Genomic DNA, 15963 nt, shown 5'->3' with positions numbered 1-15963 from the left:
GTCATTGCCCCCGTCCGAAATCGGGCGCGCCGGTATCCTGACCCGCCTCGACGATGCCGCGACGGATGGCGCGGGTCCGTGTGAAATAGTCGTGGAGCATGTCGCCGTCGCCCGTCCGGATGGCGCGCTGCAACGCGAAGAGCTCCTCGGTAAATCGGCCCAGGATCTCGAGCGTCGCCTCGCGGTTGTTGAGGAACACGTCGCGCCACATCGTGGGATCCGACGCCGCGATGCGCGTGAAATCGCGAAATCCCGCGGCGGAATACTTGATGACCTCGCCGTCGGTCACGCGGCTCAGATCGTCGGCCACCCCGACCATCGTGTAGGCGATGAGATGCGGCGAGTGGCTCGTCACGGCGAGGACGAGGTCGTGGTGATCGGCATCCATCACGTCGACCTGCGCGCCCATCCCCTTCCAGAGCTGGGCCAACCGGTCGAGCGGTTCGGGCGGCACGCCTTCGTCGATCAGCAGCGCGAAACGGTTGCGAAAAAGCTCGGCAAAGCCGGAGCTCGGGCCCGATTGCTCGGTCCCGGCGAGCGGATGGCCCGGAATGAAGACCACGCCTTCGGGAATATGCGGCGCGACCGCATCGATCACGGCGCGCTTCACCGATCCGACATCGGTGACGGTCGCGTCCGGCTTGAGATGCGGCCCGATCCGCGCGGCGATCTCGGACATCGCACCGACCGGGACGGCCAGAACGACCAGATCGGCATCGGCGACGGCCTCTTCGGGCGTGTCGCAGACCCGGTCGCAGAGACCCCGCTCCATCGCGACCTTCATGGTCTCGGCCGAGCGCGCATGGCCCACGATCTCGCCCGCGAGGCCTCCCCGCTTCATGGCGAGCGCCATGGACCCCGCGATGAGGCCCAGCCCGATCAGGGCGACGCGATCGTAGAGCCGGCTCATCAATCCTGTCCCTTGAACTTGGCGATGGAATGGACGACCCGGCGGCACGATGCCTCGTCGCCCACGGTGATACGCAGGCAATTGGGCAGCTTGTAGCCACCGACATTCCGGACCAGCAGACCGTCGGCACGAAGATGGGCCTCGCATCTTTCGGCCTCCGCCGGGCTGTCGAACCGGGCCAGGATGAAATTCGCCGTCGAGGTATCGGACATCACGCCAAGCTCGGCCAGTGCCTTGGCCATCCAGGTCCGCATGCGGGCATTCTCGGCCCGGCAGCGGTCGACGAAGTCGCGGTCCCGCACGGCCGCCTCGGCGGCGGCAAGCTGCGCCTCGCCCAGATTGAAGGGTCCGCGAACGCGGTTGAGCACGTCGATCACATGCGCCGGACCGTAGGCCCAGCCGACGCGCAGACCGCCGAGACCGTAGATCTTGGAAAACGTCCGCGTCATCACGACGTTCTCGCGCTTGTCGACCAGCTTGGCACCGCCGTCATAGCCGTCGACATATTCGGCATAGGCCCCGTCGAGCACGAGAAGCACATGATCGGGCAACTCCGCCGCGAGCCGACCCATCTCGTTGCTGCCGAGCATCGTGCCGGTGGGATTGGCCGGGTTCGCGATGAAGACCAGCCGCGTGCGAAAGTTGACCGCGTCGAGGATCGCATCGACATCGACCTTGCGCTCGTGCTCGCGCACCTCCACCGGCGTGGCCCCGGAGGCGAGCGAACTGATGCGATACATCGCGAAGCCGTGCTCGGTATGGATCACCTCGGTGCCCGGTCCGGTATAGGCCTGGCAGATCATGTGGATGAGCTCGTCGCTGCCCGCCCCGCAGATGATCCGCTCGGGGTCGAGCCCGTGCACCTCGCCGATCGCCTGTCGCAGGCTCGCATGGTCGGTGGAGGGATAGCGGTGCAGCAGGTGCGCCGTCTTCCTCAGCGCCTCCCGCGCCGATTCGGGCGGGCCGTGCGGGTTTTCGTTGCTCGACAGCTTCACCACGTCGCTCACGCCCGGGGCGCGGCTTGCGCCACCCTGATAGAGCGCGATTTCCATGATGCCGGCTTTCGGCTCGATAGCGTGGGTCATGCGTGATCCTCTTCGCGCCCCTTCCTAACGGGGCCGCGTTTGGCTGACCAGACGCTTATCGTCGCTCGCGCCTGCCGCGCCACCGTCAGTCCGAAATCGCGCGGTCGCTCGACGCCGCGCACGAAAAAGGCCGCCCGGATCGGGGCGGCCTTTCCAAGCTCCGATGATCCTTCGGATCAGTTCTGAGCGTAATATTCGATGACCAGGTTCGGCTCCATCTGCACCGGATAGGGCACGTCGCCCAGGCCCGGAACGCGGGTGAAGGTCGCCGTCATCTTGGTGTGATCGACATCCATGTAATCGGGCACGTCACGCTCGGGCAGGCCGACGGCCTCGAGAACGGAGGCGAGCTGCTTCGACTTCTGACGGACCTCGATGACGTCACCCTCGCGGACGCGGAAGGAGGGGATGTTCACCCGCTTGCCGTTGACGAGGACATGGCCGTGATTCACGAACTGGCGCGCGGCAAAGACGGTGGCGACGAACTTGGCGCGATAGACGACCGCGTCGAGGCGCTGCTCGAGAAGGCCGATCAGGATCTCGCCGGTATCGCCGCGGCGACGCTCGGCCTCGGCATAGATGCGGCGGAACTGCTTTTCGGTCAGGTCGCCGTAATAGCCCTTGAGCTTCTGCTTGGCGCGAAGCTGGATGCCGAAATCGGACATCTTGCCCTTGCGGCGCTGGCCGTGCTGGCCGGGGCCGTATTCGCGGCGGTTCACCGGGGATTTCGGGCGTCCCCAGATGTTCTCGCCCATGCGGCGGTCGATCTTGTACTTGGCAGACGTGCGTTTGGTCACGGCTGATCTCCTTTTGCGTCGTGTCAAAAGGGCGTTGTCCTTTGGCCTCGGGCCTTGGCCCTCACCCGACAGGCATCCCCTCGCGGGGGCCACCAACACCATCGAAGCGCGCCTTATAAGCGCATCGTCGCGCGTGTCAACAAGACGCGGCCCTCAGCGCAGCAGCGCGAAGGCCTCCCACGGCTCCATCGTGATCTCGCCCTGCAACCCGGCGCGCGCCCCGTGCGTCGCGACAAGCGATGTGCCGGACCCGGCCATCGCGTCGGGCACGACGAATTTCTGCGCCTCGCCCGTCAGGTTCACCATGACCGAGAGGCGGCGGTTGCGATGCCCCCGGGTGAAGGCGAGCACGGCCGGATGATCCTCGAGATGGGCACGAAAGCCCCCGTCGGCGATCACGGGATGCTCGGCCCTCAGCGCGATGAGCCGGGCGTAGTAGGCGAAGATGCCGTCGGGATCGGCGCGATCGGCGGCCACGTTGATCTCGGCATGGTTCGGGTTCAGCCCGATCCAGGGCGTACCTTTGGTGAACCCCGCCCCTGCCCGACCGTCCCATTGCATCGGCGTCCGGGCATTGTCGCGCCCGTTGAGATTGACGCCCGCCATGAATTCGTCGTGGCCGAGACCCTGATCGAGGAACTGCCGGTATTGTCCGTGCACCTCGACATCGAGCAACTGGTCGAGCGACGAGGCGTGGAAATTGGTCATGCCGATCTCTTCGCCCTGATAGACGAACGGCGTGCCGCGCAGCATGTGCAGCATCGTGGCGAGCGCCTTTGCCGAGGCCACGCGATGCGCTCCGTCGTCGCCATAGCGCGAGACCTGCCGCGGCAGGTCGTGGTTCGACAGGAACAGCGCGTCCCACCCGTCATCGCGCAGCGCATTCTGCCAGGCGATGATCTCGCGCTTCAGCATCGAGGGCGTCACCTCGCGCGGACGGAACTTGTGGAAGTCCGGATCCCAGCCGAGCTTCACGTGATCGAAGTGGAACATCATGTCGAGCGGGCCGTCCTCGCCGATATAGCGCATGATGCTTTCGCGGCTGACGGCCCAGCTCTCTCCGATCGTGACCAGGTCGCGACCCTGGAACGTTTCGCGGGCCATCTCGCCCAGATGGTCCCAGACGAAGGGCCCCTCGTCGAAGAGGTCGCGATCGACATCCTTGCCGATGAGGTCGATCACATCCATCCGGAAACCCGCGATGCCGCGGGCGATCCACCAGTTCATCATATCGTAAATCTCGGCGCGGAGCGCGGGATTGCTCCAGTCGAGATCGGGCTGGCCCGGGCTGAACGTGTGCAGATACCAGCGGTCGACGGCCGCGACATAGGTCCAGGCCGGCCCGCCGAAGATGGCCCGCCGGTCTGTCGGCGGAAGGCCGCCCTCGCGACCCTCGCGCCAGACGTAATATCCGTGCTCGGGCGCATCGCGCGACGCGGCGGCTGCCCTGAACCACGCATGTTCGTCCGAGCTGTGATTGACCACGAGGTCCATGACGATGCCGATCCCGCGGTCCTTTGCCTCGGCCACCAGCCTGTCGAAATCGTCGAGCGTACCGTATTCGTGATGGATCGCGCGATAGTCGGAGATGTCGTAGCCGTTGTCGCGCTGCGGCGAGGCGTAGACCGGGCTGAGCCAGATGAAGCCGACGCCCAGATCCTTCAGGTGGTCCAAACGTCCGACGATACCCGGAATGTCGCCGATACCGTCGCCGTTCCCGTCCGCGAAGCTGCGCGGATAGATCTGATAGCCCACGGCGCGTTTCCACCAGGGAATGTCCCGTCGAATGTCGTTCATTGCCTGTCCCGTCAGCATTGCCGGATCAAAGTCTCACCGCCCCGCGCGTGGTGCAAGGCCCGGACATGACGCGCGTTCCGGTCCATGGCTGGAACGGCGCGGGCGGGCCATGATGCCCGCGCCGGATTGCGATCACTGCTTGGCCATCCATTCGTCGATCTGCGCGCGCGCCTCTTCCTTGGTCACGCCGTACTTCTTCTGGATGATGCCCTCGAGACGCTCGCGGTCGCCCTTCGCCTCGTCCACCTCGTCATGGGTCAGCTGACCCCATTTCTGCTGGATCCGGCCCGTGAATTGCTTCCAGCTTCCGGCGATCTGATCCCAGTTCATGTCCTCGGTCCTCCTCGTGCCTCGGTATGTCGTCTCTCCGCCAACCTGCGCGTTCCGCGCGCGGTTCCGGACGGATAAATACCTGACGAGTGTCAGGTTTCGCCGCGAAACCGGTTTCAGAACGTCCCGGGCACGACCTGATCCGGCGGCCGCTGACCGCGGGAGAAGGCCAGGATATTGGCGATGACGCGCTCTCCCATCTCGATGCGGCCCTCATGCGTGGCCGACCCCATATGCGGAAGCAGGACCACGTTCGGCAGCGCGCGCAGACGGGGATCGACATCGTCGCCATGCTCGAAGACATCCAGTCCGGCCCCCGCGAGCCGCCCGCCTTCCAGCGCGCGGGCCAGCGCGGCCTCGTCGATCACCTCGCCCCGCGACGTGTTGATGACCACGGCAGTGGGCTTCATCAGGGCGATCCGCCGAGCGTTGAGAAGGTGGAAGGTCGCGGGCGTGTGGGGGCAGTTGATCGAGAGCACGTCGATCCGCGCGAGCATCTGGTCGAGCGAGGGGTGATAGGTCGCCTCGGCGAGACCGTCCTCGCACGGACCCGATGGCGTGCGGTTGTGGTAATGGACCTGCATCCCGAAGGCCCGGGCGCGGCGCGCCACCGCGCGGCCGATCCGGCCCATGCCGAGGATGCCGAGATGACGCCCCGTCGCCCGGCGCCCGAGATTGGCGGTCGGCGACCATCCGGTCCAGCCTGCGCGCTGCATGATCGCGAGACCTTCGGGAATGCGGCGCGTCACCGACAGCATCAGACCGATCGTCATGTCGGCCGTATCCTCGGTCGTCACGTTCGGCGTGTTCGAGACGAGGATGCCGCGCTGACGTGCGGTCTGAACATCCACGTTGTCGACGCCCGCCCCGTAATGCGCGACGAGCTTCAGCCGGGTGCCCGCCCGACCCAGAAGGCCCGCATCGATCCGGTCGGTGATGGTCGGCACGAGGACGTCCGCGTTCCGGATCGCGGCGACGAGCTCTTCGCGGGTCATCGGCGCATCCTCGGATCTGAGCGTCGCGTCGAAGAGTTCCGCCAGCCGGCCCTCGATCGGGCCGGGAAGGCGTCGCGTGACGACAACACTCAGACGTTCAGGACCCATGCACGCGTTCTCCGCCTTTCCGTCGGCTTCCGTTTGGCGCAAGGTGCAGGCGAACGGGACCCGGCACAAGATGCGAAGAAGGCCCGACCGAACGACCCCTATCCCAGAGGCGGAGTGGCATATGGCAGTCACGGTGAAGAAGGCGACGCTTGCCGTCGCGGCAATGCTCGTCGCGGGCCTCGGGCACGCCGCGCCCGCGCAGGACACGCTCGGCCCCGTGACCCACCTGCCCTTGCCGCGTTTCGTCTCGATGAAGGCCTCCGAGGGGAACGTGCGGCGGGGCCCGTCGCTCGGTCACCGGATCGACTGGGTGTACCGTCTCAAGGATCTTCCGTTGCAGATCACCGCCGAGCACGGGCACTGGCGCCGGGTCGAGGATCGCGACGGTCTGGGCGGATGGGTCCATTACTCGCTGCTGTCGGGCGTGCGCACCGTGATGATCGAGGAGGACGAGATCGCCCTCCTGATGAAGCCGGTGGAAGGCTCTCCCGAGAATGCCCGCCTGCGTCGGGGCGTCGTGGCCCGGATCGAGCAATGCGGCGTCGAATGGTGCCGCCTGCGCGCCGGCGGATATGGCGGGTGGACGCACAAGACCGCGCTCTGGGGTGTCGAGCCGACCGAGATCATAGAATAGCGGTTGCCGTCCCGGCCTTCGCCGTCCTAATCCCCCGCGCATGGATGTCGCACGCAACAATCGTCTGAACCTGATCGCCACGGGGGCGTCGGTCCTGGTGGCGATGCTGCTCGTTCTGGCCAAGTTCTGGGCGCTCGCGGCGACGGGGTCGCTTTCGGTCGCGGCATCGCTCGCCGATTCGGCGCTGGACCTCATGGTATCGCTCGCCGGCTTCGCGGCCGTCCGCTACGCGCAGCGACCGCCGGACCACGACCACGCCTTCGGACATTCCTCGGCCGAGGATCTGGCCGCGCTCGGGCAATCGGCCTTCATCCTCGTCTCGTCCATCGCGATCGCCGTTGCCGCCATCATGCGTATCGCGACACCCGAGGACGGCTCCCTCGCGAACGAAGGGGCGGGCATAGCCGTCATGGTCTTCGGCATCGTCCTGACGATCGGCCTCGTGATCCTGCAATCGCGCATCGCCAGGACCACCGGAAACCGCGTGGTGCTTGCCGACAGGCTTCATTACCTGAGCGACCTTCTGCCCAATCTCGGCGCGATCGTGGCCCTCTTCGTCTCGGCCCGGTTCGGTATCTTCGCGCTCGACAGCTTCATTGCACTCGCCGCGGCCGTGTTGCTCGCGGCCGGGGCGATCCGCATCGCCGCAGGGGCCTGGAATGCGCTGATGGACCGGGCCGCACCCGACGAGATGGTGCGGGGGATCGAGACGCTCGCGCGGAACTGGCCGGGGCTGCACGGACATCACGATCTGAAGACCCGGACGGCCGGAAGCCGGGTCTTCGTCAACATTCACGTGGAGATCGACGGCTCGCTCACGCTCGCCGAGGCGCATGACATCGGTGCGGGCCTGCGCCGGGCCATCCTGGAAAAATACCCGCAGACCGACGTGATCATTCACAAGGATCCGGTGCGCGGGCTCAGCCCCGAATGAAAAGGCCCCGGACGATTGTCCGGGGCCGCATGCTGTCGGTATAGATTCCGCCTCAGTGAACGCTTACCGGGGCAAGGTCGTTCTGCCGCGCGACCACGAAGGCCAGATCCCGGTCCTTCACGAGCGCGAGCCGATCACCGTCGGCGTTGTGCACGGCGTAGATGAGGTCCAGCCCCTCAGCCTGTTCGCGGATTTCCTCGGGGAGGTCCGCGACCTCGACGGGGCGCACATAGACGATCTTGTCCTCTGCACCGGTATCGTCCTTCAGGACGCCCTGATATTCATCGGTCATGTCTCTGACTCCTTTGCCTTGTCGGATCGATCACGCTCGATCGCGATAGTTCGGACGATCCTGTCCTGAGGCGCGCGTTCGAGATCGAGGTGAAGAAGGCCGTTCTTCAACCCTGCACCCGTCACCTCAACGCCGTCCGCAAGGACGAAGGTCCTCTGGAACTGACGCGACGCGATGCCACGGTGAAGGAAGATCCTCTCGCCATCCGGCTCGCACTGGCGGCCGCGAACGACCAGCTGCCGGTCCTCGACGGTGATCTCGAGCGCCTCTTCCGGGAAACCTGCCACCGCGAGGGTGATCCTGTATTCCCGTTCGCTCACCTGTTCGATGTTGTAGGGCGGATACCCGCCGGCATCGGACTTTGCCGTACGCTCGACAAGTCGTTCGAGCTGCTCGAAACCGAGCAGGAATGGGTGAGACCCCAAAGCCATCTTCGTCATGACACGTCCTTTTCAAAGCGATCGTGTGATCTCCAAACGGCCCCGTTCCGGCAACCGCCTGCTTGTGCTAGATATGGGAGAGGGCCCGGTCCCGCGCAAGTGCGCCGTGGCCCGGGGGCATTTGGGCACCGGCGGCATGCCGGAGCCTCGCGGAACGAGGAGCCTGTGCGATGGACCGCAAGATGGAAGAAGACGAGATCCTGCGCGTGGAGCTCGAGGTGCTCAAGCACGAGCACCGGGATCTCGACGAGTCGGTTCGCGCGCTTCAGGAACGGGCCGCGGGCACGGACATGCTGACGCTTCAACGGCTGAAACGGCGCAAGCTGGCGCTCAAGGACCGCATCGCGGCCCTCGAGGATCGCCTCTTTCCCGACATCATCGCCTGAAGGGTGACCGTGGGACTGGTTCAGTCCGACATGGCTGTTATAACGGCCGCAGGCGGAACCGGAGGCGCGAATGGCGGTCGATGTCGGCATCATCATGGGGAGCCAGTCCGACTGGCCGACCCTGCGCGAGGCGGCGGCGATCCTCGATGAACTCGGGGTCACCTACGAGGCGCGAATCGTGTCGGCCCACCGAACGCCGGACCGTCTCTGGGAATACGGGCGCAATGCGGTCGACCGGGGCCTCAAGGTGATCGTGGCCGGTGCCGGCGGGGCAGCACATCTGCCCGGCATGATGTCGTCCAAGACCCGCCTGCCCGTGATCGGCGTTCCGGTACAGACCCGCGCGCTTTCGGGCGTCGACAGCCTTTATTCGATCGTCCAGATGCCCAAGGGGTATCCGGTGGCGACCATGGCGATCGGCTCTGCCGGGGCCGCGAATGCGGGGCTCATGGCTGCCGGCATCCTCGCGCTCGGCGATGCGGATCTGGCGCAGCGGCTCGATGCGTGGCGGGCGGCCCTTTCGGCCTCCATTCCCGAGGAGCCGACCGATGAGTGATCGGCTTCCCACCGGCGCGACCATCGGCATCCTGGGAGGCGGGCAGCTCGGCCGCATGCTGTCGGTCGCGGCGGCGCGCCTCGGATACAAATGCTGCATCCTCGACCCGTCGGACGATCCGCCCGCCGCGCATGTCGCGAATTTCCATCTGAAGGCGGCGTATGACGATGTGGACGCATTGACGCGTTTCGCCCGGTCCGTCGACGTCGTGACCTATGAATTCGAGAACATCCCGACGGATGCGCTCGACACGATCGAACGGCATTGCCCGATCCGTCCCGGTCGGGAGGCGTTGCGCGTCTCGCAGGACCGGTTGACCGAGAAGACCTGGCTTGCGGATCTTGGCCTGTCGCCCGCCCCCTTCGCGGATGTGGCCGATCGCGCGGCGCTCGACGCCGCACTCGCAGAGCTCGGCACGCCCGCGATCCTCAAGACCCGGCGCTTCGGCTATGACGGAAAGGGGCAGGTCCGGATCGACGATGTCTCCGAAGCAGATGCCGCCTGGGACGCGATATCCGGCGCGCCTGCGGTGCTCGAAGGCTTCGTCGCGTTCGAGCGCGAGATTTCGGTCATCGCGGCGCGGGGACTCGACGGGTCCATCGCCTGCTACGACCCCGGCGAGAACGAGCATGTCGACGGGATCCTGCGCAAGACCACGGTTCCCGCCGCTGTTTCCCATTCGGTCGCCACGGATGCTGTCCTGCTTGCCGGGCGGATCCTCAACGCGCTCGAATACGTCGGCGTCATGGGGATCGAGCTTTTCGTCACGAAGGACGGTCTTCTCGTCAACGAGATCGCGCCGCGGGTTCACAATTCAGGCCATTGGACGCAGGACGGGGCCCCGGTGGATCAGTTCGAGCAGCATATCCGTGCGATCGCCGGCCTGCCTCTCGGCGACGGATCCCGAAGCGGCGATATCACGATGGAGAACCTGATCGGCGACGACGTCGACGGGATCGACGCGATCCTCCGCGATCCGTCCGCCTCGCTGCATCTCTATGGCAAGGGCGCAGCGCGGCCGGGCCGCAAGATGGGACATGTCAACCGCCGGCGCTAGCCGCCACGGTCGAACCGCCCGTTGCGCAGGAACGCGACCACCTGCGAGATCACGCCCGGATTGACCATGATGAACGTATGGGTGACCGGCATCACGATGTGATCGTCCATGCCTTCGACCCGCGTCGATTCGACCGAGACCTTCCCGTCGTCGGGGCCGTTGATCATCGAAGAATAGATCGGGTTGAGAGAGCGGTCCCCCGCGATCACGCCAAGCTCGAAATCAGGCAGTTCGAGGCGGTTGGGAAACGATTCCTCATCGGTTCCGAGTTGCAGGCCGGCCTCTCCGTTCAACCATTCGAAGGCGACGAGTTCGTCGAAGGCATCGACCAGTTCGGTGCCGTGATTGGGAGGGGCGAGCATGACGACCCGGCCCATATTGTCCGGCCGATGATCCTCGAGCCAGGCCCGGACCAGAATGCCGCCCATGGAATGCGTCACGAAACTGACGCGTCGATCGCCGCAAGCCGCGACGGCGCGGGGGACGATATCCTGCGTCAGTTCCTCGATCGGGGCGGCGGTGGAGGGGTAATCCGCGTTGACCGTCCCGAACCCTTGTGCCTGCAGGGCCTCTGCCATGATCGCCATGGAGGCGGAGCTGCGCGCGAGCCCGTGCAGCAGGACGACGCATTCCTCCTCGGCCTCGGCTATGGCCGTGGACGATCCGAAAACCGACAGGAGCAGGAGCAGCAGGGCATTCAGCATGAAGGGACAATACCCCAATCGGGGTTAGGTTGCAGGTCCGCATGCTTCAATCGCCAGAATGCCCGGTCGCAGAACGCGACAAAGGGCCCGCGAGGGGCCCTTTGCCTTGACCGCAACATGGCGGAGTAAAGGGCGTGGGCCCTATTACATCATGCCGCCCATGCCGCCCATGTCGGGCATGCCGCCGCCGCCACCGGCGTTCTCTTTCTGCGGCTTGTCGGCGACCATCGCTTCGGTCGTGATGAGCAGACCGGCGATCGAGGCCGCGTCCTGCAGCGCGTGACGCACCACCTTGGCCGGGTCGATGACGCCGAACTTGAACATGTCGCCATATTCTTCGGTCTGCGCGTTGAAGCCGAACTTCAGGTCGTCCGATTCACGGATCTTGCCGGCAACGACCGATCCGTCGACGCCGGAGTTCTCGGCGATCTGACGCAGCGGCGCTTCGAGCGCCTTGCGGACGATGGCGATGCCGATGTCCTGGTCGGAGTTTTCACCCTTCAGGCCCTCGAGCGACTTGGCACCCTGGACGAGAGCGACACCGCCGCCCACGACGATCCCTTCCTGAACGGCCGCACGGGTCGCGTTCAGCGCGTCGTCGACGCGGTCCTTGCGCTCCTTGACCTCGACTTCGGTCATGCCGCCGACGCGGATGACCGCGACGCCACCTGCGAGTTTCGCCACACGCTCCTGCAGCTTCTCCTTGTCGTAATCCGAGGTGGTTTCCTCGATCTGATTACGGATCTGGGCGACGCGCGCCTCGATCTCGGACTTCTCGCCGGCACCATCGACGATGGTCGTCTCGTCCTTGGTGATCGAGACCTTCTTGGCGGTGCCGAGCATGTCCATCGTGACGTTCTCGAGCTTCATGCCGAGATCTTCGGAGATGACCTGGCCGCCCGTCAGGATCGCGATGTCCTGCAGCATGGCCTTGCGACGATCACCGAAGCCCGGAGCCTTGACGGCCGCGATCTTCAGGCCGCCGCGCAGCTTGTTGACCACGAGCGTGGCGAGCGCTTCGCCTTCCACGTCCTCGGCGATGATGAGGAGCGGCTTCTGGCTCTGGATGACCTGCTCGAGAAGCGGGACCATCGGCTGCAGCGAGGAGAGCTTCTTCTCGTGCAGGAGGATCATGCAATCGTCGAGTTCGGCGATCATCTTGTCGGAGTTGGTCACGAAGTAGGGGCTGAGGTAGCCACGGTCGAACTGCATGCCCTCGACGACGTCGGTCTCGGTCTCGAGGCCCTTGTTCTCCTCGACGGTGATGACGCCCTCGTTGCCGACCTTCTGCATCGCGTCGGCGATCTGACGGCCGATCTCGGCCTCGCCGTTCGCGGAGATGGTGCCGACCTGTGCGACTTCGTCGGAGTTCTCGACCTTGCGGGCGGCCGAGCGGATGTGCTCGACGACCTTGGAGGTGGCGAGATCGATGCCGCGCTTGAGATCCATCGGGTTCATGCCGGCGGCAACCGACTTCATGCCTTCCTTGATGATGGCCTGGGCCAGCACCGTGGCGGTCGTGGTTCCGTCGCCGGCCTCGTCATTGGTGCGCTGGGCCACTTCCTTGACCATTTGCGCGCCCATGTTCTCGAACTTGTCCTCGAGCTCGATCTCCTTGGCGACGGAAACGCCGTCCTTGGTGATCCGGGGGGCACCGAAGCTCTTCTCGATGACGACGTTACGGCCTTTGGGGCCGAGCGTGACCTTCACCGCATTTGCGAGCGTGTTGACGCCCTTGAGCATCTTGTCGCGGGCATTGGTGTCGAATTTGACGTCCTTGGCAGCCATGATGGCTCCTCCTTCGAATGTCTGGGGTTTAGCTGAGGGAACGGTCGGCTCAGGCGATGACGCCGAGTATGTCCGATTCCTTCATGATGAGCAGCTCTTCGCCTTCGAGAGTGATCTCGGTGCCCGACCACTTGCCGAACAGGATCTTGTCTCCGGCCTTGACGTCCATCTCGACGCGCTTGCCGTCTTCGTCGCGGGCCCCGTGGCCGACCGAAACGACTTCGCCCTCCTGGGGCTTTTCCTTGGCGCTGTCGGGGATGATCAGACCACCCTTGGTCTTCTCGTCGGATTCGACACGGCGGACCAGCACGCGGTCATGCAGGGGAGTGAATGCCATCTCTGAACGCTCCTATGAGTTCGTTGCTTTAGGTTATCACTCGTCTCGTCGAGTGCTAACGGACGGTGAAGTAGGGACGCGTCAACTTCGTGTCAACTGGATTGGAAGTCAGTTTCGGACAAAAATCAGTCCCGGTCGGGAATCGCCCGGTGACCCGCCTCGCTCAGGTCGTAGACGCCCGTACGGACCTTCCGGAACCAGCCGTGATGGTTGTCGCGCATGATCCGCGTCGCCGTGGCGACACCCGTCGCGCGCGCGGTCTCGGCACCACGCGCGGGACCTTCGACCGCCAGGTGGGCCGCGCATCGGAGCGCATCCTGCCGATAGGCCGTCATTAATCCGCGCCGCGTTCCCCCGCCGATATTGGGATCGCCCTCGAGCCGTGCGAATTCGCGCAGGAGCCGCCCCTGTCGTGCCGGGAACCGGCGCGGCGCGAAGGGAGCGGGATCGCAATGGACCGTCACGAGCGCGTCATTCATCCGCACGGTGACGAGGCCGAGCCCCAGGCGACGGCAGAGCGCGAGAGGGCGCTTGCGGACCCCGCCCTTCGGATGCGGCACCGCGAGATAGACCCAGTCGCTGAGCGCCTGCCGGTCGATTCCCTGATGGACGAGCGAAAGCGTGAACGAGAGCTTCATCTCGACCAGGACGGGCGGCTCGGCACCCCGGACGGCCATCAGGTCGACGCGCCCCACCTCCCCCTTCACCTCGTAGCCCTGGCTTTCCAGAAACGCCTTCAGGGGAGCGTAGAGATCGGTTTCGCGCGCGGTCATTCCCCTGCCTAGCGCAGCCGCCCGGTCGATGGAATCGCCGGGCGGTGACAAACATATCGTCCCGGCCTATAAGCACGCCGATTGTGATTTTCAGGGACATCGACATGAGCACCCTCGTCTTCGGCCACAAGGCACCCGACACCGACACGACCGGATCCGCCATCCTCTGGGCGTGGTATCTGAACGACGTGCTCGGCCAGACGGCCGAAGCCGTCCTGTTGGGCGAGCCCAACACCGAAGCCGCCTGGCTTCTGAAGAAGTACGACCTTCCGAAGCCGCGGATCATCGACGACGTGGAGGACGGACAGCGGGTCGTCATCGTCGATACCAACAATCCTGCGGAGCTTCCGGCCAACATCAACAATGCCGACATCCGCCGCATCATCGATCACCACCGCCTGGTGCCCGGATTGCAGACCAAGGGTCCGATCAACATCACGATGAAGCCGCTGGCCTGCACGGCGACGATCATCCACAAGCTGATCGGTCGCGACGCCGAGCAGATGCCCGACTGGGCGAAGGGCACGATGCTGGCCTGCATCCTGAGCGACACACTCGAATTCCGCTCGCCGACCACGACCGAGACGGACAAGAAGCTCGCGCGCAAGCTCGCCGAAGAGCTCGATGTCCAGATCCCCGCCTTCGCCTCGGACATGTTCGCGGCAAAGTCCGACGTCTCGGCCTTCTCGGATGCGGAACTCCTGCGGATGGACAGCAAGGAGACCGAGATCGACGGTCGCAAGTTCCGGGTGAGCGTGCTCGAGACGACATCCCCGGAAACCGTGCTGAGCCGCAAGGACGCACTGATCGCGTCGATGCGCGACGTCGCCGAGGAGGATGGCGTCGAGGAAGTCCTGCTCTTCATCGTCGATATCCTGAAGGAAGAAGCGACGATGCTCCTGCCCAACGACACCGTCCGCGGCATCGCCGAGAAGAGCTTCTCGACCGTCTGCGGCAAGGAAGCCGATCAGGTCGTGCTGCCCGGGATCGTGTCGCGCAAGAAGCAGATCATCCCGAACCTGACGCTCTGAGGGCAGACCGCCCGCCGAAATCGTTCGGGCGGACCGTGCGTACTTGGAAAAGCAAAGAGAGCGCGGTCGCACGAGCGGCCCCGGCACCATTGAGGAAGAACGAGAATGACGCGGATCATCGAGGCGCTCGAAGAGATCTCGGACGAGTATGACGCGCTCTTCTGCGATCTCTGGGGCTGCGTGCATGACGGGATTGCGGCGCTGCCCGAAGCGGTCGAGGCCCTCAGGGCCTATCGGGCGCGTGGCGGCTCGGTCGTGCTGCTGACCAATGCGCCGCGGCCCCGCGCCTCGGTGGCCCTGCAGATCGAGGCGCTGGGCGTGCCCGATGACGCCTGGGATACGATTGCGACCTCGGGCGACGCGGCGCGCGACGCCATGTTCCGCGGAGCGGTCGGGTCCCGCATCTACTTCATGGGGGAGGAGCGGGACCATGTCTTCTTCGAACCCATCGCGACCGTCGAAGATCCGGTTGCGATCGAGCGCGTCCCGCTCGGGGAGGCCGAGGGGATCGTGGTGACAGGCCCGTTCGACCCATCCGAGCCACCCGAGGCCGTTCGGCCGCAGCTTCTCTCGGCCAAGGCGCGGGGGCTGAAGCTTCTGAGCGCGAATCCCGACATCGTCGTCGACAAGGGCGACAAGCGCGAATTCTGCGGCGGCGCGATCGCCGAGCTCTACAAATCGATGGGCGGCGAGGTCCTGTCCTTCGGAAAGCCGCATCCGCCGGTCTATGACCTGGCGCGCAGGCGGCTTGCCGAATTCGGTGACCCGGTGCCGGACGAGCGCATCCTCGCCATCGGCGACGGTATCGCGACCGACGTGCTCGGAGGCGCGCTCGAAGGGCTCGACGTGCTGTTCGTCTCGGGCGGACTGGCGCTGAAGGAAACCGCCACCGAACGTCAGCCCGAGCCGGAGGCACTCGACCGCTTCCTGGACACGCAGCGCGCCAATCCCGAATTCACCATCGGCAAGCTGCGCTGATCGCACCGCTCCGGGCCCCTTGCGCGGGCGG

The 15963-nt window shown here is 65.5% G+C and carries 19 protein-coding genes; 7 read left to right on the top strand and 12 right to left on the bottom strand.

Annotation, left to right across the window (positions count from 1 at the left end; translation table 11 throughout):
• Nucleotide 1: 1 nt before the first annotated feature.
• The 6 genes from RVY76_RS01355 to RVY76_RS01330 all read right to left on the bottom strand — a co-directional run bounded on the left by RVY76_RS01355 (nucleotide 2) and on the right by RVY76_RS01330 (nucleotide 6022).
• Nucleotides 2–910, bottom strand: a complete 909-nt coding sequence (locus tag RVY76_RS01355; protein WP_317375297.1) for a prephenate/arogenate dehydrogenase family protein — start codon at nucleotides 908–910, stop codon at nucleotides 2–4.
• Complete coding sequence (hisC, locus tag RVY76_RS01350) at nucleotides 910–1995, bottom strand: histidinol-phosphate transaminase (RefSeq protein ID WP_317375295.1); 1086 nt, start codon at nucleotides 1993–1995, stop codon at nucleotides 910–912. The genes RVY76_RS01355 and hisC overlap by 1 nt, the downstream gene beginning before the upstream one ends.
• A 176-nt stretch (nucleotides 1996–2171) precedes the next feature.
• Nucleotides 2172–2792, bottom strand: coding sequence for a 30S ribosomal protein S4 (gene rpsD, locus RVY76_RS01345; protein ID WP_317375293.1), 621 nt, complete (start codon nucleotides 2790–2792; stop codon nucleotides 2172–2174).
• A gap of 153 nt (nucleotides 2793–2945) precedes the next feature.
• Nucleotides 2946–4589: an alpha-glucosidase gene (locus tag RVY76_RS01340; protein WP_317375291.1), complete on the bottom strand. Its 1644-nt coding sequence runs from the start codon at nucleotides 4587–4589 to the stop codon at nucleotides 2946–2948.
• Nucleotides 4590–4721: 132 nt separating this feature from the next.
• Nucleotides 4722–4919 carry a CsbD family protein gene (locus RVY76_RS01335; RefSeq protein WP_317375289.1) on the bottom strand — a complete coding sequence of 66 codons (198 nt, stop codon included), beginning with the start codon at nucleotides 4917–4919 and terminating at the stop codon, nucleotides 4722–4724.
• A 116-nt stretch (nucleotides 4920–5035) separates the two neighbouring features.
• On the bottom strand, nucleotides 5036–6022 hold the full coding sequence (locus tag RVY76_RS01330) for a D-glycerate dehydrogenase (protein WP_317375287.1): 987 nt from the start codon (nucleotides 6020–6022) through the stop codon (nucleotides 5036–5038).
• A 121-nt stretch (nucleotides 6023–6143) separates the two neighbouring features.
• On the opposite strand from RVY76_RS01330, the gene RVY76_RS01325 reads away from it, so the two are divergent.
• Nucleotides 6144–6656, top strand: a complete 513-nt coding sequence (locus RVY76_RS01325) for an SH3 domain-containing protein (RefSeq protein WP_410796002.1) — start codon at nucleotides 6144–6146, stop codon at nucleotides 6654–6656.
• A 40-nt stretch (nucleotides 6657–6696) separates the two neighbouring features.
• Nucleotides 6697–7590, top strand: coding sequence for a cation diffusion facilitator family transporter (locus RVY76_RS01320; RefSeq protein WP_317375285.1), 894 nt, complete (start codon nucleotides 6697–6699; stop codon nucleotides 7588–7590).
• Nucleotides 7591–7642: 52 nt separating this feature from the next.
• Here the strand turns inward: RVY76_RS01320 and RVY76_RS01315 are convergent, their stop codons facing one another.
• Nucleotides 7643–7882 carry a DUF1150 family protein gene (locus RVY76_RS01315; protein ID WP_317375283.1) on the bottom strand — a complete coding sequence of 80 codons (240 nt, stop codon included), beginning with the start codon at nucleotides 7880–7882 and terminating at the stop codon, nucleotides 7643–7645.
• Nucleotides 7879–8322 (bottom strand): Hsp20 family protein, encoded by a 444-nt coding sequence (locus RVY76_RS01310; protein ID WP_317375282.1) that lies wholly within the window; start codon nucleotides 8320–8322, stop codon nucleotides 7879–7881. Before RVY76_RS01310 ends, RVY76_RS01315 begins: the two co-directional genes overlap by 4 nt.
• Before the next feature lie 170 nt (nucleotides 8323–8492).
• On the opposite strand from RVY76_RS01310, the gene RVY76_RS01305 reads away from it, so the two are divergent.
• The 3 genes from RVY76_RS01305 to RVY76_RS01295 all read left to right on the top strand — a co-directional run bounded on the left by RVY76_RS01305 (nucleotide 8493) and on the right by RVY76_RS01295 (nucleotide 10321).
• Nucleotides 8493–8708, top strand: coding sequence for a YdcH family protein (locus RVY76_RS01305; protein ID WP_317375281.1), 216 nt, complete (start codon nucleotides 8493–8495; stop codon nucleotides 8706–8708).
• Nucleotides 8709–8778: 70 nt separating this feature from the next.
• Entirely contained in the window at nucleotides 8779–9264 is a 486-nt protein-coding gene (gene purE, locus RVY76_RS01300) for a 5-(carboxyamino)imidazole ribonucleotide mutase (RefSeq protein ID WP_317375279.1), read from the top strand.
• Nucleotides 9257–10321, top strand: a complete 1065-nt coding sequence (locus RVY76_RS01295) for a 5-(carboxyamino)imidazole ribonucleotide synthase (protein ID WP_317375278.1) — start codon at nucleotides 9257–9259, stop codon at nucleotides 10319–10321. The genes purE and RVY76_RS01295 overlap by 8 nt, the downstream gene beginning before the upstream one ends.
• Here RVY76_RS01295 and RVY76_RS01290 read toward each other — a convergent pair.
• From RVY76_RS01290 to RVY76_RS01275, 4 genes are all read right to left on the bottom strand, one after another.
• On the bottom strand, nucleotides 10318–11025 hold the full coding sequence (locus RVY76_RS01290; RefSeq protein WP_317375277.1) for an esterase/lipase family protein: 708 nt from the start codon (nucleotides 11023–11025) through the stop codon (nucleotides 10318–10320). The genes RVY76_RS01295 and RVY76_RS01290 overlap by 4 nt on opposite strands.
• Nucleotides 11026–11169: 144 nt before the next feature.
• Entirely contained in the window at nucleotides 11170–12813 is a 1644-nt protein-coding gene (groL, locus tag RVY76_RS01285) for a chaperonin GroEL (protein WP_317375276.1), read from the bottom strand.
• 49 nt (nucleotides 12814–12862) lie between these two features.
• Complete coding sequence (gene groES, locus RVY76_RS01280; RefSeq protein WP_317375275.1) at nucleotides 12863–13150, bottom strand: co-chaperone GroES; 288 nt, start codon at nucleotides 13148–13150, stop codon at nucleotides 12863–12865.
• A 125-nt stretch (nucleotides 13151–13275) separates the two neighbouring features.
• On the bottom strand, nucleotides 13276–13923 hold the full coding sequence (locus RVY76_RS01275; protein WP_317375274.1) for a DUF2161 domain-containing phosphodiesterase: 648 nt from the start codon (nucleotides 13921–13923) through the stop codon (nucleotides 13276–13278).
• Nucleotides 13924–14027: 104 nt separating this feature from the next.
• Here RVY76_RS01275 and RVY76_RS01270 point away from each other — a divergent pair, with 104 nt between their 5' ends.
• Nucleotides 14028–14954, top strand: coding sequence for a manganese-dependent inorganic pyrophosphatase (locus RVY76_RS01270; protein ID WP_317375271.1), 927 nt, complete (start codon nucleotides 14028–14030; stop codon nucleotides 14952–14954).
• A 105-nt stretch (nucleotides 14955–15059) separates the two neighbouring features.
• The gene (locus tag RVY76_RS01265; RefSeq protein ID WP_317375270.1) at nucleotides 15060–15932 is read left to right on the top strand and encodes a TIGR01459 family HAD-type hydrolase; all 873 of its coding nucleotides are present in this window, start codon (nucleotides 15060–15062) and stop codon (nucleotides 15930–15932) included.
• The last annotated feature ends 31 nt before the right edge of the window (nucleotides 15933–15963 follow it).

The sequence above is a fragment of the Palleronia sp. LCG004 genome, from assembly GCF_032931615.1.
In the GTDB taxonomy this organism is placed as follows: domain Bacteria; phylum Pseudomonadota; class Alphaproteobacteria; order Rhodobacterales; family Rhodobacteraceae; genus Palleronia.
Note: the sequence above shows the minus strand (reverse complement) of the source record. Positions and strands in the feature narration are given on the sequence as shown.